Origin of the sequence: Paenibacillus alkaliterrae, assembly GCF_021532375.1 — a bacterium.
GTDB lineage: Bacteria > Bacillota > Bacilli > Paenibacillales > Paenibacillaceae > Pristimantibacillus > Pristimantibacillus alkaliterrae.
The window spans coordinates 98,587-124,388 of record NZ_JAKGAP010000010.1 but is presented as its reverse complement, the minus strand read 5'-3'; the positions used below and the strand labels follow the sequence as shown (position 1 = coordinate 124,388).

At 47.3% G+C, this 25,802-nt stretch carries 20 protein-coding genes; 14 read left to right on the top strand and 6 right to left on the bottom strand.

The features are described from left to right. Nucleotides 1–152: 152 nt before the first annotated feature. From L1N85_RS06080 to L1N85_RS06045, 8 genes are all read left to right on the top strand, one after another. A complete protein-coding gene (locus L1N85_RS06080; RefSeq protein ID WP_235236038.1) occupies nt 153–2,420 on the top strand; it encodes a glycoside hydrolase family 3 protein in 2,268 nt (755 codons plus the stop codon). A gap of 91 nt (nt 2,421–2,511) precedes the next feature. Beyond that, a complete protein-coding gene (locus L1N85_RS06075; RefSeq protein ID WP_235236036.1) occupies nt 2,512–4,254 on the top strand; it encodes a sensor histidine kinase in 1,743 nt (580 codons plus the stop codon). 5 nt (nt 4,255–4,259) lie between these two features. After that, a complete protein-coding gene (locus L1N85_RS06070; protein WP_235236034.1) occupies nt 4,260–5,858 on the top strand; it encodes a response regulator transcription factor in 1,599 nt (532 codons plus the stop codon). 128 nt (nt 5,859–5,986) lie between these two features. Beyond that, a complete protein-coding gene (locus L1N85_RS06065; RefSeq protein ID WP_235236032.1) occupies nt 5,987–6,922 on the top strand; it encodes an ABC transporter permease in 936 nt (311 codons plus the stop codon). 15 nt (nt 6,923–6,937) lie between these two features. Beyond that, the gene (locus L1N85_RS06060; RefSeq protein WP_235236030.1) at nt 6,938–7,828 is read left to right on the top strand and encodes a carbohydrate ABC transporter permease; all 891 of its coding nucleotides are present in this window, start codon (nt 6,938–6,940) and stop codon (nt 7,826–7,828) included. A 16-nt stretch (nt 7,829–7,844) separates the two neighbouring features. Continuing rightward, nucleotides 7,845–8,063, top strand: a complete 219-nt coding sequence (locus L1N85_RS06055; protein WP_235236027.1) for a hypothetical protein — start codon at nt 7,845–7,847, stop codon at nt 8,061–8,063. 187 nt (nt 8,064–8,250) lie between these two features. Beyond that, a complete protein-coding gene (locus L1N85_RS06050; RefSeq protein ID WP_235236025.1) occupies nt 8,251–9,741 on the top strand; it encodes an MDR family MFS transporter in 1,491 nt (496 codons plus the stop codon). A gap of 123 nt (nt 9,742–9,864) precedes the next feature. Beyond that, nucleotides 9,865–11,424 (top strand): ABC transporter substrate-binding protein, encoded by a 1,560-nt coding sequence (locus tag L1N85_RS06045; RefSeq protein WP_235236023.1) that lies wholly within the window; start codon nt 9,865–9,867, stop codon nt 11,422–11,424. Between the two features lie 63 nt (nt 11,425–11,487). On the opposite strand, the gene L1N85_RS06040 is transcribed toward L1N85_RS06045, so the two are convergent. Together L1N85_RS06040 and L1N85_RS06035 are read right to left on the bottom strand one after the other, a co-directional pair. Then, a complete protein-coding gene (locus L1N85_RS06040) occupies nt 11,488–12,162 on the bottom strand; it encodes an MOSC domain-containing protein (protein WP_328285155.1) in 675 nt (224 codons plus the stop codon). After that, on the bottom strand, nt 12,159–12,830 hold the full coding sequence (locus tag L1N85_RS06035; protein WP_235236015.1) for a FadR/GntR family transcriptional regulator: 672 nt from the start codon (nt 12,828–12,830) through the stop codon (nt 12,159–12,161). Before L1N85_RS06035 ends, L1N85_RS06040 begins: the two co-directional genes overlap by 4 nt. 364 nt (nt 12,831–13,194) lie before the next feature. On the opposite strand from L1N85_RS06035, the gene L1N85_RS06030 reads away from it, so the two are divergent. The 5 genes from L1N85_RS06030 (at nt 13,195) to L1N85_RS06010 (ending at nt 20,901) form a co-directional block, all read left to right on the top strand. Continuing rightward, nucleotides 13,195–15,429: a helix-turn-helix domain-containing protein gene (locus L1N85_RS06030; RefSeq protein ID WP_235236013.1), complete on the top strand. Its 2,235-nt coding sequence runs from the start codon at nt 13,195–13,197 to the stop codon at nt 15,427–15,429. Between the two features lie 237 nt (nt 15,430–15,666). Further along, on the top strand, nt 15,667–16,632 hold the full coding sequence (locus tag L1N85_RS06025) for an ABC transporter permease (protein WP_235236012.1): 966 nt from the start codon (nt 15,667–15,669) through the stop codon (nt 16,630–16,632). Between the two features lie 63 nt (nt 16,633–16,695). Then, nucleotides 16,696–17,595: a carbohydrate ABC transporter permease gene (locus tag L1N85_RS06020; protein ID WP_235236010.1), complete on the top strand. Its 900-nt coding sequence runs from the start codon at nt 16,696–16,698 to the stop codon at nt 17,593–17,595. Between the two features lie 130 nt (nt 17,596–17,725). After that, nucleotides 17,726–19,432, top strand: coding sequence for an ABC transporter substrate-binding protein (locus L1N85_RS06015; RefSeq protein ID WP_235236008.1), 1,707 nt, complete (start codon nt 17,726–17,728; stop codon nt 19,430–19,432). 59 nt (nt 19,433–19,491) lie between these two features. After that, the gene (locus L1N85_RS06010; RefSeq protein ID WP_235236006.1) at nt 19,492–20,901 is read left to right on the top strand and encodes an alpha-L-fucosidase; all 1,410 of its coding nucleotides are present in this window, start codon (nt 19,492–19,494) and stop codon (nt 20,899–20,901) included. 454 nt (nt 20,902–21,355) lie between these two features. Here the strand turns inward: L1N85_RS06010 and L1N85_RS06005 are convergent, their stop codons facing one another. The 4 genes from L1N85_RS06005 to L1N85_RS05990 all read right to left on the bottom strand — a co-directional run bounded on the left by L1N85_RS06005 (nt 21,356) and on the right by L1N85_RS05990 (nt 23,751). Then, complete coding sequence (locus L1N85_RS06005) at nt 21,356–21,769, bottom strand: PIN domain-containing protein (RefSeq protein WP_235236003.1); 414 nt, start codon at nt 21,767–21,769, stop codon at nt 21,356–21,358. Further along, nucleotides 21,766–22,038 carry an AbrB/MazE/SpoVT family DNA-binding domain-containing protein gene (locus L1N85_RS06000; RefSeq protein ID WP_235236001.1) on the bottom strand — a complete coding sequence of 91 codons (273 nt, stop codon included), beginning with the start codon at nt 22,036–22,038 and terminating at the stop codon, nt 21,766–21,768. Before L1N85_RS06000 ends, L1N85_RS06005 begins: the two co-directional genes overlap by 4 nt. Before the next feature lie 151 nt (nt 22,039–22,189). Then, nucleotides 22,190–22,765, bottom strand: a complete 576-nt coding sequence (locus L1N85_RS05995; RefSeq protein ID WP_235235986.1) for a TetR/AcrR family transcriptional regulator — start codon at nt 22,763–22,765, stop codon at nt 22,190–22,192. 71 nt (nt 22,766–22,836) lie between these two features. Beyond that, entirely contained in the window at nt 22,837–23,751 is a 915-nt protein-coding gene (locus L1N85_RS05990) for an AraC family transcriptional regulator (RefSeq protein ID WP_235235978.1), read from the bottom strand. Between the two features lie 207 nt (nt 23,752–23,958). Between L1N85_RS05990 and L1N85_RS05985 the strand changes: the two genes are divergently transcribed. Beyond that, nucleotides 23,959–25,701 carry a glycoside hydrolase family 35 protein gene (locus L1N85_RS05985; RefSeq protein WP_235236195.1) on the top strand — a complete coding sequence of 581 codons (1,743 nt, stop codon included), beginning with the start codon at nt 23,959–23,961 and terminating at the stop codon, nt 25,699–25,701. Nucleotides 25,702–25,802 lie beyond the last annotated feature (101 nt).

The window sequence follows — 25,802 nt, the reverse complement described above, 5'->3', positions numbered from 1 at the left end:
GCACGCGAGCGGAATTCGTTAATGTCTGAATATTGATAGTGAAAGGTCGGTTATTTGGTGGTTTGTCGTTTCAATTCGAACTACCATGAAGGAGATGGAGGGAGTGCAATCCTTCCCCGTTCAAACAACGTGTCCAAGGAGGCGGTAGTACCATGAATAATAAGGCGAAATTAAAATCGGAAACGGTTACATTCATAACGAATAAAGGTGGTCCCACACTAGGGTATTCGGACGCTTCAGGCGTAAATATCATCTTTGATGACGGATTTGCATTTAAAGATCTTAACAAAGACGGGAAGCTGGACAAATACGAGGACTGGCGCTTGCCGGCTGAAGTACGGGCTAAGGATTTGGCATCCAAGATGTCCATCCAGCAAATCGCCGGTCTGATGCTGTACAGCGGGCATCAGGCTGTGCCGGCCTCGGGAGGGTTTTTCCCTGCTGCGTATAACGGCAAGCCCTATACGGAAAGCGGCGCGAAGCCGCATGATCTCTCTGATGAACAGATCGAGTTTCTGACTAAAGACCATCTGCGGCATGTGCTGCTAACCTCTGTCGAAAGTCCTGAAATTGCGGCTCGCTGGAACAATAACGTCCAAGCCTTGGCGGAAGGTATCGGTCTCGGCATCCCGGCCAATAACAGCAGCGATCCGCGCCATGGCTCCGATGCCAGCAAAGAATATAATGCAGGGGCGGGAGGCGCTATCTCCATGTGGCCGGAAACGCTCGGACTTGCAGCAACGTTTGATCCTGAGGTTGTGCAGAGGTTTGGTGAGATTGCGGCTAAGGAATACAGGGCGCTAGGCATTGCAACTGCCCTTTCTCCCCAAATCGATATCGCGACCGACCCGCGCTGGTCGCGCTTTGACGGTACGTTCGGAGAAGATTCGAGGCTGTCGGCGGATTTGGCGAGAGCCTATATCGACGGCTTTCAGACTTCGCTTGATGAGCGGTCAACTTCGGACGGTTGGGGACCAGGCAGCGTGAATGCGATGGTCAAGCACTGGCCGGGCGGCGGCTCCGGCGAAGGCGGCAGGGATGCTCATTTTGGATACGGCAAATATGCGGTATATCCGGGCAACAACTTCGAAGAGCATTTGATTCCTTTCCTGGACGGGGCTTTCCAATTGAAGGGAGGAACGGAGAAGGCTTCTGCGATTATGCCGTATTATACGATTTCGTATAACCAGGATCAGGTGAACGGCGAGAATGTCGGCAATTCCTACAACGCTCACATAATAGGCGACCTTCTTCGCCATAAATACGGATACGACGGCGTCGTATGTACGGACTGGGGAATAACGGACGATGAGGGCTCCGATATTAGCCGTTTGTTTCCCGGCGGACGTTCATGGGGTGTTGAACAAGGCTATACCGTTGCGGAACGCCATTACAAGGCGCTTATGGCCGGAGTCGACCAATTCGGCGGAAATAACGATGCAGGTCCAGTCCTTGAGGCATACCGCATAGGCGTCGCCGAGCACGGCGAAGCTTACATGCGTCAGCGTTTCGAGCAATCGGCCGTACGACTCTTGAAGAACATGTTCCGTGTCGGCTTATTCGAAAACCCGTATTGCGAAACGGAAGAAACTGCCCGAATTGTCGGCAATGCCGAATATATGACGTCTGGTTACGAAGCGCAGCTCAAATCGGTCGTGTTATTGAAAAACAAAGGTCAAGTTCTTCCGCTGCAGAAATTGAAGACGGTTTATATCCCGAAAAGATACAGGCCGGCCGGCACGAATTGGATTGGCTTCCCTACTCCCGAGTTTGACGGTCATCCCGTCAGTCTTGATGTGGTCCGGAAGTATTTCAACGTCACGGATGACCCGGAAGCTGCAGATTTCGCGCTGGTTTTCATTACAGGAGCCGATTCCGGCAGCGGTTACAGCAAGGCGGATGCGGAAGCCGGCGGAAACGGCTACGTTCCGATCAGCCTGCAATACGGTCCATATACGGCTGAGCACGCTAGAGAGACGAGCATTGCCGGCGATGAACGCGATGTGCCCAACCGCTCCTACAAAGGAAAAACGATATCGGCAACGAATGTTTCCGACTTGGAGGCGGTGTTAAAAGCTAAAGAAGTTATGAAAGGCAAGCCAGTCATCGTATCCCTTCAACTATCGAAGCCTTCGATCGTTGCAGAGTTTGAAGCGGCTGCTGATGCGATTGTTGCTGCTTTCGGGGTTCAAGATCAAGCGGTTTTAGATATTTTAACCGGTGAGGCGGAGCCTTCAGCACTGTTGCCTATGCAGATGCCCGCCAATATGAAGACCGTCGAGGAGCAATTTGAAGACGTTCCGCATGATATGGAGGTGCATGTCGATTCCGAGGGCAACGCCTACGATTTTGCATATAGTTTAAACTGGAGCGGCATTATAAGCGATGAGCGGACTGAGCGCTACGGCAAGAGAAAATAGTGTGAAGATGCGAAGCCGGGGAGCAGTTCCCGGCTATTCGTGGTATAATGCTCATTACTCATTTGATAGGCAAAAGGGGAGTAAATAGAACTTGAAATTATTCAATCGTTCGCTTTTTAATTCGCTTCGTTTTAAGCTTGTCACAGGACTTATGCTCATTATGCTGCCGATGGTATCCTTTCTGCTCTACAACAACTTTTATTCGATCGATGTCGTACGTAACCAAGTGGCGCAATCCAACAGCAACATGCTCAATCTCTACATGGGATTAATCGACATCACGCTGGAGGACATCGACCATTACCTGCTCAAATTCGCCGCGGAAGAATCCGGCTTATATATCCTCGACCGTCCACCCGAGGCCGATATTGACCAATACAATCTGGAACGAATATGGCTATTTACGGAATTGAAAGATAACGCAACTTATTATAAAGCATTGGATTATTTCTACGTGTATTCGCCATTGAATCAGGATCTGCTGTTTGCGCCTAAACTGACCGGCTCCGCTTATTCCGATAACGAGCCCATTAAAGATGCGATCACAAACCTTCTGAACGATGAACAAGCCATGAGCAGCTATCGGTATGATCAGTGGTCAGTTCTTCATGTTAACGAGCAGGCGTACCTTCTCCGTACGATTAAAACGGGAAACTTATATATCGGAGCAGGAGTTAATGCGGATGATGTCATGGGACCGCTGGATCTGCTCGATCTTGGTACCGAAGGCAGATCACTGCTGGTGGATGACAGCTATGCTCCGCTCCAGGACGAAACTTTTTTTGAAGAACATGAAATTGATCTAACTTATACGCCCAATACGTACCGGCTCACCGGAGTCGATGACATATATCTGGTCATTGGCGAGAAGTCAGGCATGGGTGAATTCGGTTTAGTCGCCGTGGTACACGACCAAAATATTTTGGAGAAGCTGCCTTATCTGCAAAGGATTATTCTGCTCATTGCGACAGGATCCATCCTGATCCTGCTGATTTCCGTTTATTTCCTGCGCAAAGTCATCCTGCTTCCAATCAACCGGATCGTCGTGGCTATGCGCAAAATCAAAGAGGGCTACTTGGAGGCTAGAATACCGGACAAACCGGCTTCCAACGAATTCGAGCTGATGAACGGGACGTTCAACAGCATGGTCAGCGACATTCAACAATTGAAAATCGACGTATACGAGGAGCAATTGATCAACCAAAAAGCGGAGCTTAAGCAGCTGCAGCTTCAGATCAACCCGCATTTTTTTCTGAACAGCTTGAACGTCGTCTATTACTTGGCCCAAGAGAAGAAGTACGAATTGATTCAGGAATTGTCCTTCTCTTTGATTCGCTATTTCCGCTTCATGTTCCGCAGCCATACGGATTACGTGCTTCTGCAGGATGAGCTCAGTCATACCGAAAGTTACTTGAAAATCCAGAAGTTTCGTTTTCCGGACAGCTTGACGCATGCCGTATCCGTTCAGGATGATCTGCTTGACTGTTACATTCCTCCATTAATGATCCAAAGCTTTGCCGAAAACACAATCAAGCACGCGATCAATACGGACTTGCCTACTCATATCGATATTTCGATCAGGCGATTCGGCTTGATATCTGATGACCGGCTGCACATTCAAATTCGCGATACAGGACAAGGTTTTTCTGAACAGGTGCTGCAGCAGCTTCAGCAGGAGATCAACCTGACGAATGAAGAAGGAGAGCATATTGGAATATGGAACGTTCGGCGCAGGCTGCGTTTGTTGTATGGGGATCAAGCAAGCATTGCCTTTTCTAACGATAACGGTGCCGTTGTCAATATGATCATGCCTTTATCGAAAGAAATGAGGTAGAGAAGATGTACAGACTATTAATCGTTGATGATGAAGCGTTTATCGCGAATGGGATTAAATCGAGTGTGGATTGGCAAAAGCTTGGTATCGTGAGTGTATCCGTAGCTAATAACCTCCGGCAAGCGAAGGAGGAGTTTGACAAACAGCCGATTGACATGATGATTTGCGACATCGAGATGCCGCAAGGAAGCGGATTGGAGCTCTACGAATGGGTGAGGGAACAGCACCCTCATACGGAGTGCATCTTCCTAACCTGTCACGCCGACTTTCAGTATGCCAAGAAAGCGCTGCAGCTCGGCAGCTTCGAGTATTTGTTAAAACCGGTTCCGCATGACGAGTTGAAGCTTGTCATGACGAAGTTAATCGAAAAAATCAGGAAGGAGCGGGAATCGGCCACCATGGTGACCGAACGGTTTTGGCAGGATGTGTTGAACCAAGCGATTCCGTCCAATATGGATAAAATGATGGAGGTCATCGACAAGCAGAAACTTCCGTATGCCAGATCTATGAGATTTCTACCGGTCGTCATTAGCATCCAGCATTGGGAAAAGTCATTAACCGCCCGTGATGCGCAAATTATGGAGTATGCGCTTCGCAACGCACTGGAAGAGGTCGTTATTCAGCGTGCCTCAAGCGCACAAATCGTCCGAATTAATCCAGACTACCTGCTGATCGTTTTCACGCAAGACCTGCCGCCAGCAGAAGGCTGCGACCCTTTTTGCAAGGAAATCAAAAGCCGCTGTCAGGCTTTTATTGAGGTTTGCAATCATTATTTGTATTGCCACCTATCCTGCTATATCGGCAAGTTGGTGCAAGTGCATGAAGTGCGGGATATGGTCGAAGTGTTGATGGCGTTCAAAAAGAATCAAGTCAATATCGTTGACCGTGTCATCTTCATTGACGAGCGATTGAAGAAAGAATCGCAGCTCCCATTGCCTCCGATGAATGTATGGTCGGAGCTCATCAAGCAGGGGAATAAGAAAAAATTAATGGATGAGTCGCAGCAGTTTCTCGATTCCTGGAAGCGGATTGAGTGCTTGGGCGCCAAAGGCCTGCAGCAATTTTATCAAAGCTTTCTGCAGATGATTCTTCATACGCTTCAGCAGCAAGGGCTGCGGGCGGATGAAATATTTTCGGATCATTTGTTGCCGGAGCGTATTCTGTCGGCTACTCGCAGCGTGAAGGATTTGCAGGATTGGGTGAGGGACGTGCTTGAGAAAGCACTCGTTCACATTCAAGGGCTGGATTCGAGCGAAACGGTAGTAGAGAAGATCAAGCGGTATATCGCGCTTCATATCGATGAGGAGCTGTCCAGACAGTACATCGCTGACTATATCGGATTAAGCCCGGATTATATCGTTAAATTGTTCAAGAAAGAAACGGGTCTCTCGATATCCGACTATATTCTGAAGGAACGGATCAATTTGGCAAAGGAGCTGCTGACCAAGACGGACACCACGATCAGTAACGTCGCGTTGGCAGTCGGATTCTCAAACTTTTCTTATTTTTCCACGCTGTTTAAAAAAGAAGTATCGATGACGCCCCAGGATTATCGTAAGGGCTTTCTATGTCTGAAACTTGAAAGTCGAATGTCGGATTCTTAGTAGTTGATGCATTTGCTTTGCGTTAGTATTAGACCATGCAAGAAAATAAATGACGACAAAGGTGGTCGAGACCCGTGCAAGCAAATTCTGAAACGTCAACCCCAAATATGAAGCAGGTCTCATTGAAGATGAAGAAGAATGCAACATTCGCATTGGAAATGAGAAAGGTAAAGAAATACCGCGCGCTGGTGCTGATGGCGCTTCCCGGCCTTTTGTACCTGCTTATTAACAACTATTTGCCGATGTTCGGCATCGTCATCGCGTTTAAGGACATCAATTTTGCGAAGGGTATTTTGGGCAGTGACTGGATTGGGTTTAAAAATTTCGAGTATTTGTTTAAAACGACGGATGCTTATATCATTACAAGAAATACGCTGCTTTATAATATTACCTTCATTCTGTTGAATACCGTAATTGCCATATCACTTGCGATTATGCTGAATGAAATCCGCAAACGCTTTTTCTCGAGGATGTACCAAACGCTGATCTTGCTTCCTTTTTTGATCTCCATGGTTATTGTCGGCTATCTGGTGTTAGGCTTCCTCGATGTTGAAAACGGATTCATGAACAAAACCTTGCTGCCCCTGATGGGTTTAGAGCCAATTTCTTGGTACAGTGAAACGAAGTATTGGCCATGGATCCTGACGATCGTGAGCGTATGGAAGGGCGTAGGAAATTTGTGCATCATTTATTTAGCGGCGATCATCGGCATCGATAACGAGTATTACGAAGCAGCGACGATTGACGGAGCTAACAGATGGCAGCAAATTTTGAAGATTACACTTCCACTCGTTTCTCCGGTTATTACGATCATGACCCTGCTCGCGATCGGTCGGATATTTTACTCGGACTTCGGCTTGTTCTTCCAGGTTCCGCTTAACACTGGCGCGCTGATGCCGGTTACGAACACGATCGATACGTATGTATACCGCGCATTGATTAACCTTGGCGACATCGGGATGTCTTCGGCTGCCGGCTTGTACCAGGCGCTTGTCGGATTTATTCTGGTCATCCTATCTAATGCTGTCGTAAGAAAATACAACAAAGACAACGCGCTGTTCTAGAAAGGGAGATGTTTTATGCAATCATCCGGCAAGCTCTATCAATGGATCATTAACATCATTATGCTGGTCTTCACGTTTTTCTGCGTCATGCCGTTCTGGCTGTTATTCTCTGCCTCTCTAACCGACGATATGGAGCTTGTTCGCAGCGGGTACGCCTTTTTTCCTGATAAAATAAGTTTCTCCGCCTACGGTTATTTATGGAATACGTCTTCTGAAATATTCCGTGCTTACAGCATCACGGTCTTAACGACTGTGGCAGGTACGGCACTCGGATTGACGCTTACAGCGATGGTGGCTTATCCGCTTTCGCGGATCGAAATGCCTTTCCGCAATACGCTGGCCTTCTACGTATTTTTTACGATGCTGTTCAACGGAGGTCTTGTGCCGACATACTTGCTGTACACTAATTATTTCGATTTGAAAAATACGATGCTGGCCTTAATCATACCAGGCTTGCTAATGAACGGATTTTTCATTATCCTGATGCGAACCTTTTTTGCAAGCTCCATTCCGACGGCCATTATCGAATCGGCCTATATCGACGGAGCGAAGGAATGGAAAATTTTTTACCGCATCGTCTTGCCTCTTTCGACGCCTGTGCTGGCTACAGTAGGCTTGTTCTACACGATCATGTACTGGAACGACTGGTTCAACGGATTGATCTATATTACCGACAGCCAATACTATAGCCTGCAGAACTTGTTGAACCGAATCCTGTTGGACGTTCAGTTTTTGCAGTCTTCAACTCAGGCAGGCAGTCGCAGCGCTGAAATAGCCGCGAACATTCCGCTTGCATCGATGCGGATGGCGATGGCCGCTATCGGGGTCATTCCGCTGCTGATCGCGTATCCGTTCTTCCAAAAGTATTTCGTAAAGGGCCTTACGATCGGCGCGGTTAAAGGATAAGGCTTTTCCCGGCTATTTGGACGCCGTTTTCCAAACGATCAAGCAAAATGAGCCCGGCATCATTCCGACGGTGAAGTATGGCTACTCCATCATTGATACTTACTCAGGCAGCTACTTTGATAACTTGGGAGACGGCTTCGGCGTGCTTCCGGGTTATGACAACGGCCTTAAAGTCGTGAACATGTATGAGACGCCGGAGTATGCCGAACTGCTGAATCCGGCAACCAAACAGTAATTATGTAATGCTGAAGGGGCGGTGCAGACATTCGGATGCACCGTCCTTTATGTAAAAATACTTAATGAAAAGGCGGACAAGGAGCCAGTCAGTATAAAATACGCAAGTCCGGTGAGATTGCCGGAGACCGTCAGCGAGCGGATTGATCCGCGTTGACGGTCTTTCGCATAATGAGAGGGGAAGTCACGTGGATCTATCAAATGTACCTGACCTTAAGGAATCGGCCTTCGGGAGTAAAGGCAACCGATTAATCGTGTTCGTTATGGTGCTTGGGGTGTTCGTCGCGATTTTGAATGAAACACTGCTCAATGTAGCGATGACGCCGATTATGAACGATCTTGGCATATCACCTAATACCGCCCAGTGGTTGACCACCGGCTATTTGCTTGTCATCGCCGTGCTTATACCGGCTACCGCCTTATTAATACAACGTTACACAACAAGGGCATTGTTTCTATCTGCTATGGGAATGTTTGCAGCAGGCACCCTCGTCGCGGCGATTGCCCCCGGTTTTGCCGTCCTATTCGCCGGAAGGCTGATCCAGGCGGCGGGAACCGGGCTTCTTTTTCCTTTACTGACGAATGTCGTATTGGCCATTGTTCCTTTTCATAAAAGAGGCGCTGCCATGGGTACGATCGGGATCGTTATCACGTTTGCGCCGGCGATAGGTCCTGCGCTATCCGGCCTGATCGTTGCGCATTACAGCTGGCGGGTGCTATTTTACAGCGTGCTGCCGATTGCGGCTTTCGTTATGGTCTTTGCTTACATGCGGTTGAAAAACGTTACGGAATCCGGCAACCGTAAGGCTGACCCGCTGTCGATGCTTCTCTCCACGCTTGGGTTTGGCGGGATCGTGTATGGCTTCAGCAGCGCAGGGGAAGGTCACGGGGGATGGTCGGATCCGGAAGTGCTCTGGCCGCTTGCAGTGGGAGCTTGTTCACTCATTTGGTTCTGTCGTCGGCAGTTAACGATGCGGCAGCCGATGCTGGATTTAAGAACCTTACAATACGGTATGTTCAGCCTCTCCGTTATGATCATGATGATCGTCATGATGGCGATGTTCTCAACGATGATGCTCGTTCCGATTTTCCTTCAGAATGCACTTGGGTACACGCCGCTGCATGCTGGTCTAGCCATGCTCCCGGGCGGCGTCGTAATGGGCATTATGTCACCGATAACCGGAAGATTGTTTGATCGTTACGGAGCCAGGTGGCTGGCAGTCATCGGTCTTACGCTTATGGCCGTCACATTAAGCGGGTTTGGCTTCATGAAGCCTTCCATTTCCTATATGACGATTACCGTCCTAAATACACTCTTCATGCTCGGCATTTCCATGCTGATGATGCCGGTTATGACGAACGGCTTGAACGTGCTTCCGAGAAGGCTGTATCCGCACGGTACCGCCATTGCCGGTACGCTGCAGCAGATTGGCGGCGCGATTGGGATGGCGCTGCTTGTAACGGTCATGACGACAGGCTCCAGCCGTTTTGCGGCAAATAAAGCGAGCTTGATATCGGATTCTGAATTGCAAACGCTGGCGATGACGGCAGGCATGAAGCAGGCATTCTTGCTGGCCTTCGGCTTGGTAGCGATTGCTTTGCTGACAGCTCTATTTTTTCTCAAGCGCTCGATTCCTCCCGCAGAAGAGGGGAAGAGCAGGTCGGTTGCCGTACATTAATTTTAGTTCATACAACGGAAAATCGAAAACGGGATGTCGGAAATCTGATAGTTGGATAAAACGTTTTCATATATTCTACTTAGTGTACACGCTTTCATTAAAATAAACAGGGAGGTCACAGCAATGACAAAGAACAAATATGCGGCAAAAACGTTTCTATTGTTAGCGTTGGCATTCACTATGTTAATCACTGCATGCAGCAACGGCGGAAACGACGGCAAAAACAGCACCAATACGGAGAACGCCGGAACAGCGGCGGACGGAGAAAATGGCAACGGCAGCGGAGCATTGAAGCCTGTCGAGCTTGTAATGGTATTTCCAGTAGGCGGGGAACCGAAGGATATGAAGCTGGTATCGGACGAAATCAACAAATTGACCAAGGAAAAAATCAATGCGACGGTAAAGCTCGTACCGATCGGTTTTGGAGCTTGGGCTCAGCAAAAAACGCTGATGATGTCGGGTAACGAGCAGGTAGATTTGATCGTAAGCGGGCTCGGAACTTATAGCCAGGATGTGGCTAAAGGGCAGTTTCTTGAGCTTGACGGGTACTTGGCTGAGCAAGGGCAAGGGATCACGGAAGCGCTTGATAACCTTGATCCGGCGTTCTTGAACGCAACGAGAATCGACGGCAAAATATATGCCGTTCCGAGCATCAGGGATTTGGCTGCGGACTATGGAATCACGATGCGCAAGGATTTGGTTGAAAAATATAACATCGATACGACCGCGATTAAATCGCTGGACGATCTGGATGCAGTGTTTAAAACCATTAAGGACAACGAACCGGGCATGATTCCGACGGTCAAGTACGGAACATCTATTCTTGATATTTACGTAGGCAGCTTCTTTGATACCTTGGGTGAAGGATTTGGCGTGCTTCCGGGCCATGACAACGGCCTGAAGGTCGTGAACATGTATGAGACGCCGGAATATGCAGAGATGCTGAATACGGTCAGAAGATGGAATCAAGCGGGTTTTGTTGCCAAGGATGCCGCTACAAGCACTGAGACGCAATACAATTTGGTCAAGTCTGGCAAGGCTTTCTCGTTCATATCCCATATGAAGCCCGGCATCGAGACCCAAGAGTCGAGAACGACAGGCAAGGAGATGGTGTCGGTACACTTCAGACCTGCGGCCACAGCGACGTCCAACATTATATCGATCATGTGGAGTATTGCAAGAAACTCCAAGGATCCGGAAAGAGCGATGATGCTGCTCAATCTGATGTATACCGATAAAGACTTCATTAATCTGCTGGATTACGGGATTGAAGGCAAGCATTACGTGAAAGTGTCTGACAATATCATCGATTACCCGCAAGGCGTTGACGCAACGAATTCCGGTTACAATCTGCAAATGGGATGGATGTTCGGGAACCAGTCCTTGTCCCACATTTGGAACGGAGATGACCCGGAGCTTTGGAACCAACTGGCGGAGTTTAATAAAAACGCAATAAAATCAAAAGCGCTGGGCTTTACCTTTAACGCCGATGCCGTCAAAACGGAAATCGCTGCGGTCACGAACGTGCAGAACCAATATAAAATTGCTCTGGAAACGGGAACGATTGATCCTGTGTCCAAGCTGCCAGAATTCAATAAACAGTTGAAAGCAGCGGGAATTGACAAGATCATCGCCGAGAAACAAAAGCAGCTTGACGCATGGGCCGCAGCTAACAATAATTAAATGAAATGCTAACCCCTGTAATGACGGAAAGTCATTACGGGGGTTTGCCATAACTTCTCCTACTCAGCCCCAGCCATTTTTCTTTCCTGATTCAAATTGTTCCTTCAAAGCGTTTCGCAGACTTTCAGACAGTTCTTTAACCTGTAACACTTTGTTAAGTTTTTCGGGATTAAAACGGTCGTGGAATTTCAGGTCATTCACTAAGGATACCGATACTTGTTGAGGATGCGGTTCAATTAAAGTCAAATAATCACTAGCAGAAACCATGCCTTCTTTTAAAACCCTAAGAAGAAAACCTGTATAGCCTGTATTACGTACTTTTAAAATCAAATCAGGCACCTCGTATTTTGCTGCAAGTTTGTAGCAGGGGTTACGCGGCTCCGATACTTGAATAATGGCTTCTCCAAATGAAAAGATATCGCCAATATGAGCTTTATCCTCTGTTAATCCAACAACTGTAAGGTTTTCACCAAAAAGAGCTGCTTCGACCATATTCTTAAACATGTTTCTCCAATGATCATAGTAGTCGTAAGGATAAAGGCATAGAGCCTTGTTCTCTCCACCATGATGCTCGTATGCTTGCTCATCGCCAACTAATCCTAATTTGCTTAAAAACAAAGGATCTTTCACCGATTGTTTTTTTATTGCGGATTGATATATTTTTTTGCCATAAGTAAAGGTTTCCGTTATGCCCCTATTTAAAGATTTCACTATATATTGCTGAGAGGTCATATTCATCCTATACTCAGTCCTTTTTTAAAACTCTCAATATACGCATCAACGGCTTTTACTGCCTTTTCGATATCTCTCATTTCTATGGCTTCAATTAAGTCCACGTGACCTGCAGCAGTGCTGTTGTCAAATACCGTAGTATTTGCTATAGAACTTTGAATTTTCTCGAAAAGGTTCGAATAAATATCGGACAATAATTGGTTATGCGAGGCAGTTGATATCGTCTGATGCAGCTTGAAGTCAAACAAAACAAACTTCTCTAAATCCTGCTCCTTAAATGCTTCTTGCGTAAGCCGCTGTAATTCACGCATGTTGATCAAATCTTCATCCGTTCTGTTTTTACATGCAAGTAAAACGGACTCCCGGTCTAAAGCATGACGCACATCCAGTATCTCTAGTACATTCGATTGCTGAATCCTCTTTTGCAAAATGGCATTCAATTCGCTTGATGCTGTCACGAAAGTACCATCGCCTTGTTTAGTCTCGAGCATCCCTACGTGAACCATGGCACGGATAGCTTCACGCAATGTATTTCGACTAATGCCGAACTTTTCGATTAACTCCGTTTCACTCGGAATACGTTCTCCGATTTTCCACTTACCGGATTGGATCATTTTTTCAATCTGAAGATAAACTTGATCGACCAAAGATTTCTTCTCCAATTTTTGTATCATTGTTTCCAGCCTCCTAAACGTAGGATGTTTGGTTCATCGGTATAATGACTATCTTATCGGAAAAGGATTGGATTGTAAAGTGATTCTTTCCTCCTAATACCGCACAAGCGGCTGTTTTCATGACGGAAGCCAGCCTGTTCAGGCGAAAATGATACAGGAAGTTGAAAACGGTTAATTGACCTTGATAACGCTTTCGTCTAAGATGGAAGGGTTTCTTCGATTTACATCACCCGGGAAATAAGTATGCAATTCCTGTATTCGATGTATTGTATTGTTCGTTTAATGGCATTAAAATTTCAGGTAAAGGGCGGCTGCCAAGCAGGAAGTAGACGGCGCCAATCATCCCGGAGACGAGTGGGGACTAATGATGAGCAAATCGTGGTTTAATCGGCTGCTTCTGTCCTATATGCCGATATTTATAATCGTAGTCACCTTTACCTTTTTCGTATTTTTTCAACTGATTAGTGAACAGGGCCGTAAAGAAGCTATCAACGCCAACAGTATGTTGTCTTTGCAAGCGATGCGGCTGATAGACACATCCTTGAAAGCCATCGATAATATGGTGATGAAGGAATCTATCAACAGCAAGCCGCTTATCGATTTTTTCAACGGCAAAGAGGGCGGCGATCCGTATGTCAACATTAGTGCAGTCATGAAAATGAAAGATATGATCGCTTATTATCCGCTCATCGACTCCATCTATCTGGTACGTTATGATGACCAGATGGTGTTGAGTAATGCGACGAACGGGCATATCGGCACCTATCCGGACAAATCCTTTATCGAGCAGTACCGGAAGTCGGCCTCTCAAAAGTGGACGGACGTTCGAACGTTCAGGCAATTTACGGTTTTGAAGGGCAAGAAGGTTGTCAGTCTGGTGAGAGGCGCCCCATTTATGACGAACGAAAAAGGCATGATCGTAGTGAATGTGGCAGCGGATTCCTTGCAGCGGTTAGTGAATGAGCTATACGATTCGGAAGTCAGCTTCATCCGGATTAAAGACGGGGCGGGCAACGAATTGCTTAAACAGGCAGAAACCGTTGAATCTATGCGCATATATGCGGATTATAAGTCGAGTTATTCGAATTGGTCCTATATTAGCGGGTTTGTGCAGGGCACATTCATCCAAACGGTATCTTTGCTTTACAATGCCTGGTTTGTCATCGGACTCCTTATGATTGGCGCGGGTCTCGTATGGATGATCTATATATCGAGGCGCAATGCGAGGCCGGTTGAACAGATTGTTTCACGCTTTAGCGGGTATATGCTGCCGCTTGCCGGAGGAAGAACGAATGCCGGTCGAATTGATGAATTTGTATTTATCGAATCCGCGCTTGATAATTTGACGGAGCAGGCCAAACAGTATCAGCAGCAATACAAAGAAGATCTCCATTTGCGTACGCGCAACCTGTTTCACCAGCTCATCGAAGAGGGATCGGCGCTCACGCTGGAGGATTGGCGGCGCGAAGCGGAACGGCTGCAGCTTCCCGTGCCTGCGGCGGGTCATTCCATTATCGTTCTGGAAATGGACAAGTACGGGGAGTTTTGCAGCCGTTATTCGCGTAACGATCAAAATTTGCTGAAGTTCGCCTTGCGCAGCATTACTTATGAACAATCTTCAAGGTTCGGATACGAATGCTGGGCTGAATGGACAGCCTCATCCCGCCTCAGCGTCATTCTGTTCGAGAACGGAGACGAGGTTGACGACAAACGGCTGATTCAGCTATGCGACAGCATCCGCGGTTGGACAGAGCAGAATATGAAATTTACAATTAGCGTAGGGATTGGGGATCCGGCCGTTCATTTATTCGAAATCGCAAAATCCTTTAATCAAGCAATCGAAGCGCTTAATTACAAGATGGTGCTTGGAGAAAACCGCCTCATTACTCGTGAAGATATGATGAGTCAAAGCCAGGTTGAAGTATACTCCTATCTCGGCATCATTCGATCAGCCGCACAATCGTTCCGCAAATCGGACGACAGCTGGAGAGCGCTATTGGATGATATGTTTAGCCAGCTGAAGCAAGGCTTGTTGACCAAGGACGAGATCATGAACATTATTAATTATTTGATCTACAGTTTGGGACGTGAATTGTCGGGGCTGGGCAAGGAGTACCAGATCATGTGGGAGACGGGATCCCTGCCGAAACTGACAGATAAACTGGATAAGTGCCATTCTCTTGAAGAGATGCATGAAGCCATAACCGGTGAAATGACAGAGCTTGGGGAAACACTTTCGGACACGCGTTACAATGGTCAGCATGCGGGTATCATTATGGAGATACGCCGCTTCATAGAGGCGGAATACGTTAATCCGAACATGTCCCTTGAATATTTAAGCGAGAAATTCAATATTAATGCGAAATATGTGAGCAAGCTGTTCAAGGAAACAACAGGACAGAAGTTCATCGATTTCTTAATAGACATCCGCTTGTATGAGGCGAAAAGGCTGCTGGCCGAAACACGGCGGCCGATTCAGGACATCGCGGAGGAGGTCGGCTACACGAGCGCGATATCGTTTACCAGAGTTTTTAAGAAGGTCGTCGGAACTTCGCCGGGCGAATACCGTTTAGAGACGCAGAGGGAGTTTAAGGGTTGACGGAACATGGTGTTGAAAAGAGTTAAGCTCTAGAAAAATGTTAATCATGGAGATTGAAAATAGATGCCGAATTGGCGGCAGCACCTGCTGAATAGGGTGCTGCCGTTTCTTTTGCAGCAGTGGTTGCGAAAAAGGTTAAGCAAGAAATTATTGTTTCTTGTAGCAGGGAGCCGGGAGCTTATATGATGATCACATGAAAGCGCAACACAAACGAAGCTGTTTAAAGGAGGTAAGCCCATGTCCAAACTTAATAACGAATTGCATCCCTTATCGATTCCCCTTGTTCCGACAGCGGGACGTTATGCGCCCTTACGCAAGATTGCGCGCCACTGGCAATTGTATCTCGTCATCCTGCTGCCGATTGCTTATCTCATTATTTTCAAATATGTACCCATGGCCGGCATTATGATAGCTTTCAAAGACTACAACGTCATCAAAGGCATCTTAGGAAGCCCATGGGCCGGAATGAAATATTTTAATCAGTTTTTCGACTCCCCAAATTTCTGGCTGTACATGAAAAACACGCTCGGCATCAGTCTCTACGGCTTGCTGGTCGGCTTCCCGGCACCAATTATTCTGGCGCTTGCTCTTAATGAAGTTCGCAATGGTCTGTTCAAAAAAAGCGTGCAGTTGGTCTCTTATGCGCCTTACTTTATTTCGACGGTTATTATGGTATCCATATTAATCGTTAACTTGACCCCGAACGTAGGTATAGTCAGCAAGCTGTTCCAGATGCTCGGCGTGGAAAATACAAACTTTATGGGTATCCCGTCCTTGTTCAAATCCATCTATGTCTGGTCTGATGTCTGGCAGCACACCGGTTACGGAGCCATCATCTATATCGCGGCATTAGCGGGTGTCAACCCTGAGCTGTATGAAGCGGCAAAAGTAGACGGAGCATCGAGAATCCAGAAAATAATCAACGTCGATATTCCGAGTCTGATTCCGGTCTCTGTCATTCTTCTCATTCTTAATTTGGGCAATCTGATGAAACTCGGCTTCGAGAAAATATATCTGATGCAAAATCCGCTCAATCTGGCCACTTCCGAGGTCATTTCCACTTACGTGTATAAAGTGGGCTTGCTTGGTTCAAGCTTCAGCTTCTCGGCGGCTATCGGCGTCTTTAACTCGGTCATTAATCTAACCTTGCTTGTTGTCGTTAACTATATCGCTAAAAAACTGTCCAATAACAGTCTGTGGTAGCTTTTGGATCCATTTCCTTATTCCAAGACTGCCAAGCCCGGTTAAGGGCGGAAAGGAAACAATATGGCTAGAACCGTATCCATTCGAGAGTCCAGCGGAGACCGCTTGTTCATGGTCTTGGTCTATGCGTTTCTGACCTTGGTCCTGTTAATCGTGCTGCTGCCGCTTCTCTACATCGTTAGTTCTTCGTTCAGTTCGCCGCAAGCTGTAGTCTCGGGCAAAGTATGGCTGTTTCCGGTCCAGTTTACGTTGGACGGATATAAGGCCGTATTCAACAACCCGCAGATCGGCACCGGGTTTCTGAATTCTCTGTACTACACGGTAGTCGGCACGTTAATTAACGTTGTCCTGACGGTAATGCTTGCTTATCCATTGGCAAGAAAGACGTTCTACGGACGGAATATGTTCATGGTGCTGTTAGTCATTACGATGATGTTCGAAGGAGGACTTATTCCGTATTATCTGGTCGTGAAGGAACTGAATCTGCTGGATACCCGGTGGGCGATGATTTTGCCGGGAGCGCTGGCGGTATTTCAAGTCATCATAGCGAGAACCTTCTTCCAGTCGACAATTCCCGATGAGCTGTCCGAGGCTGCCGATTTGGACGGCTGCAGCGACATCCGCTTTATATTCAGTGTCGTGTTACCGCTTTCCAAACCAATCTTGGCCGTTATGATGCTGATGTATGCGGTAGGCCATTGGAATGCGTATTTCGATGCTCTTATATTTCTGCGATCCCCAGACCTGTTCCCATTACAAATCGTGCTGCGCAACGTGCTTATTCTGAACACGGTGGATGCGTCCATGATCGCCAATGCGAATCAAATGCTGGCCCAGCAAGGATTAAAGGACCTGTTGAAATATTCATTGATCGTCGTTGCCAGCGGTCCGGTGCTCATTATCTATCCGTTTGTTCAGAAATATTTTGTTAAAGGAGTTATGATCGGTTCGTTGAAAGGCTAAAGAGGAATGATTCTGTGAAGGGGGGGATGGGGCGCCTTTGGGGCCGGGGCGGTCATTTAGATTCGGAAATAGCGCCATTGCATGTCATTGGGAGTGTCAAGAATGGATATAACAAGGAGGAGTCGTTCTGATGAGAAAAGGATGGAAAAAATCGAGTGCAGTCTTGTTGTGCATCGTACTTAGCTGTGTCGTGTTCCTTTCCGCGTGCAGCAAGGATACGGAGGCGCCTGGAAATGGTAATACGGAAAGCGGTCAGAAAGAGAACAACAATGTACAAGAGGATGTCTTCACGGCCGTAGGTTCGTATCCGATTGCGAATAAGCAGCTGACGCTTAAGATGTTTGCCCCTCAATTTCCTACGATCGAGAACATGGAGACCAACGCATTTACGAAGCATCTGGAAGAGAAGACAAACATTAAGATTGCTTGGGATCTCGTTCCAAACAATGCGCTTGAAGACCGCAAGCAGCTGATGCTGGCCAGCGGCGACTATCCGGAAGTGATCTTGCATGGCAATTTGACTAGGGAAGAACAGATGAAGTACGGGAAGCAGGGCGTATTCCTCCCTCTGAATGATTTGATCGAAAAGTATGCTCCTACTATTAAAAAAGCGCTTGAAGAAATTCCTTATATGAGATCGTCGATTACGGCTCCAGACGGAAACATTTATGCGCTGCCGCAAATAAATGAATGCTACCATTGTGACAATGCTTTAAAGCTGTGGATCAACAAGGCTTGGCTCGACAAGCTCGGACTTCAACTGCCGACGACAACGGAAGAGTTCTATCAGGTAATGAAGGCATTCAAGGAAGAGGACCCGAATGGCAACGGAAAGCAGGATGAGATTCCGCTTACGGGATCCGATGAAATGTGGACGGGGAACGTGTCCGCCTTCTTGATGAATTCCTTTATTGTGGATGATTATACCGAGAAGAATGCGGGCACCTTCTTATTCGTGAAGGATGGCAAGGTCGACTTCTCGGCGAACAAAGACGAGTGGAAGCAAGGTCTTGCGTATTTGAACAAATTGTACAAGGAAGGGTTAATCGATCCGGCTGCATTCACGCAAAATGCCGACGCAATCCAGCAGTTGGCGAATCGGGAACCGGATAACATTATGGGAGCCGTGACGACTGCGCTCATTAGCTACGGTTATAATATGTCGGATGAGCAGCCTCGCCATAAAGATTATGTGACGCTGCCTCCGCTTAAAGGGCCGAATGGCGTCCAGCAGACACTTAACTTCGCCGGCATCAGCAAATCGCAATTTGCGATTACGAACAAGGCGACGGAAGAACAGCAGATTGCAGCGATTCGACTGGCCGATTATTTGTTCACGGAAGAAGCTATTGTATTGCAGGAGAATGGACCAGAAGATAAAGGCTGGCGCAAGGCGGCGGATGGCGAATTGGACATCGACGGCAAGCAGGCCAAATACGCTAGCATTCAACAGGAGAAGAAGCAAACGCATAACGACGGATGGGAACAGATCGGACCTTCTCTACGCACATATGAATACCGTTCCTCTTGGATGGCGATTCAGGATCCGCTTGCAGATGGCGGCTACGGCACACGATTGAATACGGAATCGAAGAAATATGAGTCCTATCATTCCGAAGAAGCGTATCCAAACGGCGTATTTATCGCCCAAGAAGATGCGGAAATCGCAGCTCAGTTGAAGACGACGATTGTCGATTATACGAAGTCGAATATGGCGCAGTTTATTACGGGCTCCAAGGACATCAGCAAGGAATGGGACGCTTATGTGAAGGGCTTTGACGGACTTCAGCTTGGTCAGTATATTGAGATTTACCAGAAGGCATTAGGTGCCCAATAAGGAAACGCAATGCAATCATACGGGGGTTATTCCCTGCGTGGAAGAGAGGTCTTGCAACGATGAGCGATCCAACCGATGATAACCTGCAACAAGAAAACGAAGAACAGGAATTGCATGAAGGCGTGCATAATTTCAGCAGTGAGCATGAGTGGATACGCCCCGATAATCCAATCACACTGGAGCGTCTGGAATGGTTCAAAGACCAGAAACTGGCATTGATGATGCATTGGGGGCCGTATTCTCAGCTTGGTATCGTGGAGTCTTGGGCACTCAGCGATGAAGATGCGGAATGGTCCCGCGAAGGCATTGACTGGGAGACGGACGGGGAAACGTTCAAGCTTCAATATTTTGGCCTGAACAAGACGTTTAATCCGGTTCGCTTTCAGCCTGACGTCTGGGCGGATTTAGCCGAAGAAGCCGGTTTTAAATATTTAATCTTTACGACGAAGCATCACGACGGCTTCTGCATGTGGGATACGAATACGACGGATTACCGGGTTACCGGCGAGCAAACCCCATTCCATACCCATAAATATGCCGATATATGCCGCCATGTATTCGATGCTTTCCGGGCAAAAGGAATGGCTGTCGCCGCGTATTTCTCTAAAGCGGATTGGCACACTCCCTATTACTGGGCGCCTGATATGGAGCGGAGCCTTACAAATACAAGACGGGGGCCTACCTACGATCCGCAGCAGCATCCCGAGCTGTGGAATAAGTTCGTCCAGTTTACGCATGAGCAGATTACCGAATTATTGACACGCTATGGCCGCATTGATGTCCTATGGCTGGATGCCGGCTGGGTGAAGCCGATACGAAGCGGGCAGGACATTCGCCTTGGCGAGGTCGTGGAGAAGGCCAGGGAGCAGCAGCCGTGGCTGCTTTCGGCAGACCGTACCGTAGGGGGCCCTTATGAAAACTATGTCACGCCCGAGCAGACGATTCCGTCAAAGGCCATGAACGTACCATGGGAAAGCTGCATTACGATGGGCACTTCCTTCTCTTTCCGGTATGAAGACAAATATAAGCCGACACGCCAAATCGTTAAGATTCTGCTCGAGGTAGTCGCCAAGGGAGGAAATTTGGCGTTAAACGTTGCTCCGCAGCCCGACGGCAGGCTGCCGGAAGGCGCGATTGCGCGCATGAAAGAACTGGGTGCATGGCTGAAAGTGAACGGAGAAGCCATTTATGGCACACGTATTTGCGAGCCGTATTATACGGGGAGCCATGCCTTCACGCAGAAAGGAGATGCGGTCTATTGCTCTTACCTGTACCCTTCGGCAGATACGAAAGTTTCAGAGACCATTTCAATTCCGTATACAGGTCCGCTGGAAACGATTGAGCTTCTTGGAATGGAAGGGAAGCTGAATTGGACACGCGAAGCAGACGGAATCTCGGTTCAACTGCCATCGGATGCCTTTTCGGAATCGGCGCCAATCGCGCATGTGTTCCGGATGCTGAGAAAATAATTTGGAGTGCAGCTATGACGACAATGTGGAGTTGGTCCGGGTGGTTCCGCGAGCTCTCTTTAATAATGCATCACGCTATTCTCGGTCTTAACTTTCGGCGTGAAGACTAATTAACAAGTGCTTGCATGCAAGAGCAATGTTCGGCCTTCCGATATAGATATAGACGCATTAAGGGAAATACTAACCTCGCAAGACGTCGTGCTATAATAGTTCGAACTCAAAGGAGCTGTCCCATAAGGTCTGTGAAGACCTGAACGGCAGCTTCTTTTTATGATCACTTGTCGAAAAAGCGGCACTGGTACTGCACTGATTATGGCGGCATCCATGTTTGCAACGGTACCCTTGCTTATTGTGTTTTTCTTCGCATAGAAGAAGTTTATCGAGGGAGTGGCGCTGACGGGGATGAAATAGCTCAATCATGTCTTCCTCCTGCTTTCGTAGGGGGGGGTCACTTCTAAAGTTCTGAAGGTTTAATGTTGTTCGTACCCATCGTATTAAAGTCTTTATTATTAAAGGTTATTACGCTTAAACGTTGTTGTTCAGCCAAAGAAGCTAAGTAGGCATCAGGATAATCAACATTATAGGCAGAATAATATCGGAGTGCCATAATCATAGTATCTTTGTTATCTGCTTCAACCTCAGTAAATTCGATTAACTTTATTAGAAGATTTGCAATTTCATCTCTAGCTAATTGATAAGACTTTCCTTTCAGAACATGAACGCATTCAGCAATGACAACATGATCAAGTATTAAACTATATTGTCCTCTCGTTACCTTTTCGAATAAGCGATATGCCGCAAGAGAGTGTTCCTCGTGATCATTAGCCAAAAAACGGATAATAATATTCGTATCAAGAATGTATTTCATTCATCCTCCATCTTATCCGTTATTTGTTGTACTCGCTTATCCCATGCATCTTGTCTAACTTTACTGAAATCTTTCGTATCTCCTTTAGCCTGAACAGATCCGAATAAATCCATAATTGAATTTCTTTTCAGAACTTCAACTTTTAATTCGCCGCTATCATCAATTATAAATTTCAATGAATCTCCTTCTACAATTTGGAACTGCTTTCGAATTTCAATGGGAACGACTACCTGACCCTTGCTCGAAATTTTACTTGTGGATTGGAACATGACTGAACACCTCACTTTCATATTTCTTACTAATTAGAATACCCTTACTTTTATAAAAAGTAAATATTCAGGCCTTATCCGCCATAGGTAGGTTGACAGATCAATATGAAAATAGGGGGAGATATTGTTACTACTTAGGTCTGTTTAGCAGCTATTGCTGCGACTTCAGTAAAGTGGATGTGACAAAGGCGTTGACTGTTTCATGCAAATCGTCAATGGATAACCGATTCTTGTGTTTGTTGTAATATACGCTCACGCTTTCAATCAACCCGAGCATACCTGCAGCCGCCAGCTCGAACGGCAACCGGTTCAATTCCCCATCCTTATATCCTTGCTGCATTATTTTCACGAGAAAATCGATATATTGTTGCTTCAAAACTTCGAATCGTCCCAGGATGTCGGGTTCGATTCCATTGGAAATTTCGTTAGACAGAATGTGTATTAACTCGCTGTAGCGCAAAAACAGCTCCACATGCTTATCGACGATAGCACGGATTTGCTTGTCGGCTGCGGCGTCGACCTCCAAAACTTGCTTAATTTCATTCATCAGCATTTGGATGCCTTCGGTGATCAGTGTTTCGAAGAGCCGTCCTTTACCGGTAAAATGATAATAAAGAGTTCCTTTGGCGACGTTCGCCTCCTTGGCGATATCGTCCATACTGGTCCGGTAATAACCGAGCTCCGAAAACAACTTCAGGGCGGCTGCCAAAATTTTTTGTTTACTCAATCACATTCCGTCCTTTCCGGTTCTATACGCATGTTTAAGATTATATCATAAAAAATTTGAAGGGTTGTTCCTCAACTATCATTGCGGCTCCCTGCAATGGGGAGGGTGTGGCGATACTGATTGGGCGACATCCCGACCCATCGGCGGAATTGTCTTGAGAAATGATGGACGGAGCGAAAGCCTAATTGTTCCGCGATCGCATACACCGTTAAGTTCGAGGTGACGAGCAGTTCCTTGGCTTTTCTCCACTTTCTTCTGCTCAGATATTGACGCGGAGATACCCCGTATACTTTGGCAAATATTTTGGATACTTGGCTCCGGCTGATACTCATTTCGGCGGCGATGGCAGATATGGACGGATTTGCGGAAAGATCTGCTGCAAGCCGCTCTTCGATGGAATGGGCTACGTCTGCTTCATAAGCGGAAACTTGATTGCGCCGGCATGTGTCCATAGCCGCAGGAGCCTCCAGCATGAGGAGAATTTCCTGAATGATCAGCAATACGTAAGCCTGCAGAGCGAGCCGCTGATGCAGCGCCAAAGAGAGCTGTATGATATCGGGACTGATCGAGGTTTCATCGGATAGAAGCTCCTGCTGCATTAATCGCTCCAGCTCCGGAAGCAGTTTGGGCAGCTTGCTTTCGTTAGCCAGGGCAGCGGGAATCAATCGGAAGGGAACGGCTCCGAGCCGGCTCCGGACATCCAAGTCGTCCAAGTCGAAATGAATATTGAAAAAAGCGTAATGCGAAGGAGACGAATTGGCGATCGTGTGATTGACTCCAGGTTTCAGCAGAATCCAGTCTCCCTGATTCAAATCTATCTTTTCCCCGTTTATTTCTTGAACGGCTTTCCCCTCCATACAGCAAAGCAGCTCGTAAAGATGATGATGATGCTTCTGGTATGCCCAGCATTCCGGCTTTATACCAAAATGGCAGCCGACAATTTGCAGCGTATTGGTTACATTCTGAAAGTTGACTATCGTGTCCATTTCCCGCCCCCCCGCCCTCTTAACGGCTTTGATTAGATTATAGCAGAAGTTTTTGACGTTGAAGCTCTGATCTGGCACAAATGGTTAAATAATTGAGTATTTTGTGCATTGTCCGAAACATACCGCAACCGCTACCATTAGGATCATAACAAACCTGTTTGGGAGGAAACGAGATTGAACAATTTGTATCTGCAAGGAAAACAGCTGATGATTGGAGAACGACCTATTCAGATTATATCCGGGGCGATTCATTACTTTAGAGTCGTTCCCGAGTATTGGCGTGACCGCCTGCAAAAATTGAAGGCTTGCGGATTCAATACGGTAGAAACATATGTGCCTTGGAATTTTCATGAACCGGACGAAGGGCAGTTCGTTTTTGAAGGTATGGCGAATATTGAGCAATTTATCGAGATTGCCGGGGATCTTGGACTTTATGTGATTGTACGGCCGAGTCCTTACATATGCGCCGAATGGGAGTTCGGCGGGCTTCCCGCCTGGCTGCTTGCGGATCCGGGGATGCGCCTCCGTTGTCATCACAAGGCGTTTCTAAATAAGGTGGATGATTACTACGATGTATTGATTCCGCGGCTTACGCCGCTCTTGTCGACGAACGGCGGTCCGATCATCGCCATGCAAATCGAGAACGAGTACGGCAGCTACGGCAATGATAAAGCGTATTTGGCGTATTTGAAACAAGCGCTAATCCAGCGCGGCGTGAATGTGCTGTTGTTCACGTCCGATGGACCGGACGACTTCATGCTGCAGGGAGGCATGGTTCCGGAAGTGTGGGCCACTGCCAACTTCGGGTCGCGCCCGGCTGAAGCCTTCGAGAAGCTAAGCGATTATCAGCCGGATCAGCCGCTTATGTGCATGGAATATTGGAATGGGTGGTTCGACCATTGGGGCAAAGAGCATCACACCAGAGATGCGGCAGATGTAGCGAATGTGCTGGATGAAATGCTGTCTGCCGACGCATCGGTCAATTTTTATATGTTCCACGGCGGCACTAATTTCGGTTTTTACAATGGGGCGAATTTCCATAGCAAGTATGAGCCGACCGTTACAAGCTACGATTACGATGTGCTCGTCAGCGAATGCGGCGATATAACGGAGAAGTTCCACGCCGTAAGGAAAGTGATTGCGAAATATGCGGATCCAGGTCCGCTTGAGCTGCCTGAGCCGATTGCCAAAAGAAGCTACGGCACGGTGAACATGACAGGGCATGCGCAGCTGTTCGCTTCTCTCGACAAGCTGTCGTCACCAGTACAAAGTACGTGCCCGGAACCGATGGAGCAGCTCGGGCAAAACTACGGTTTTATTTTATACTCGACGCGGCTGACCGGGCCCCGGGCGGAAAGTAAGTTGAATTTGCAAGAGGTTCGCGACCGCGCGCTGATCTTTGTCGATGGAGTGTATAAGGGCGTTATCGAACGTTGGAATAAAGATCGGGAGGTCGCCTTTTCCGTTCCGCCGGAAGGAGCCGTTGTAAGCATTTTGGTGGAAAATATGGGTCGGATAAACTATGGGCCATATTTGAAGGATCCGAAAGGGATTACGGAAGGAGTCCGCTTCGGACAACAGTTTTTGTACGACTGGACGATCCATACGCTTCCGCTGAATAACTTGTCCAAGCTGTCATACAGGCTCTTTGATGAAACGCAGAATAATCAGCCTGCCTTCTATGCAGGCGAATTTTCAATCGATGAACCTGCTGATACTTTTCTGAATATGAAAGGCTGGACGAAGGGCGTTGCTTATATTAACGGATTCAATTTAGGACGTTATTGGGAAATCGGTCCCCAAGAGACGTTGTATGTTCCCGGCCCTCTGCTGCGCAAAGGAAAAAACGAGCTTATCTTATTTGAACTGCATGGATGTGTCTCGCCGAAAGTGTTGCTGCAGGATTACCCGGTACTGAGCACGAGAAGTGAAAATGATGAAAAAAGTTAGAGTAGCATTGAGCGTAATGAAATAAGTCTGTTTGAAGCATCCCGTACCACAGAGAAATGTGGTAGGGATGTTTCTTTTTCTAAATGCGTGAGTATAATGGA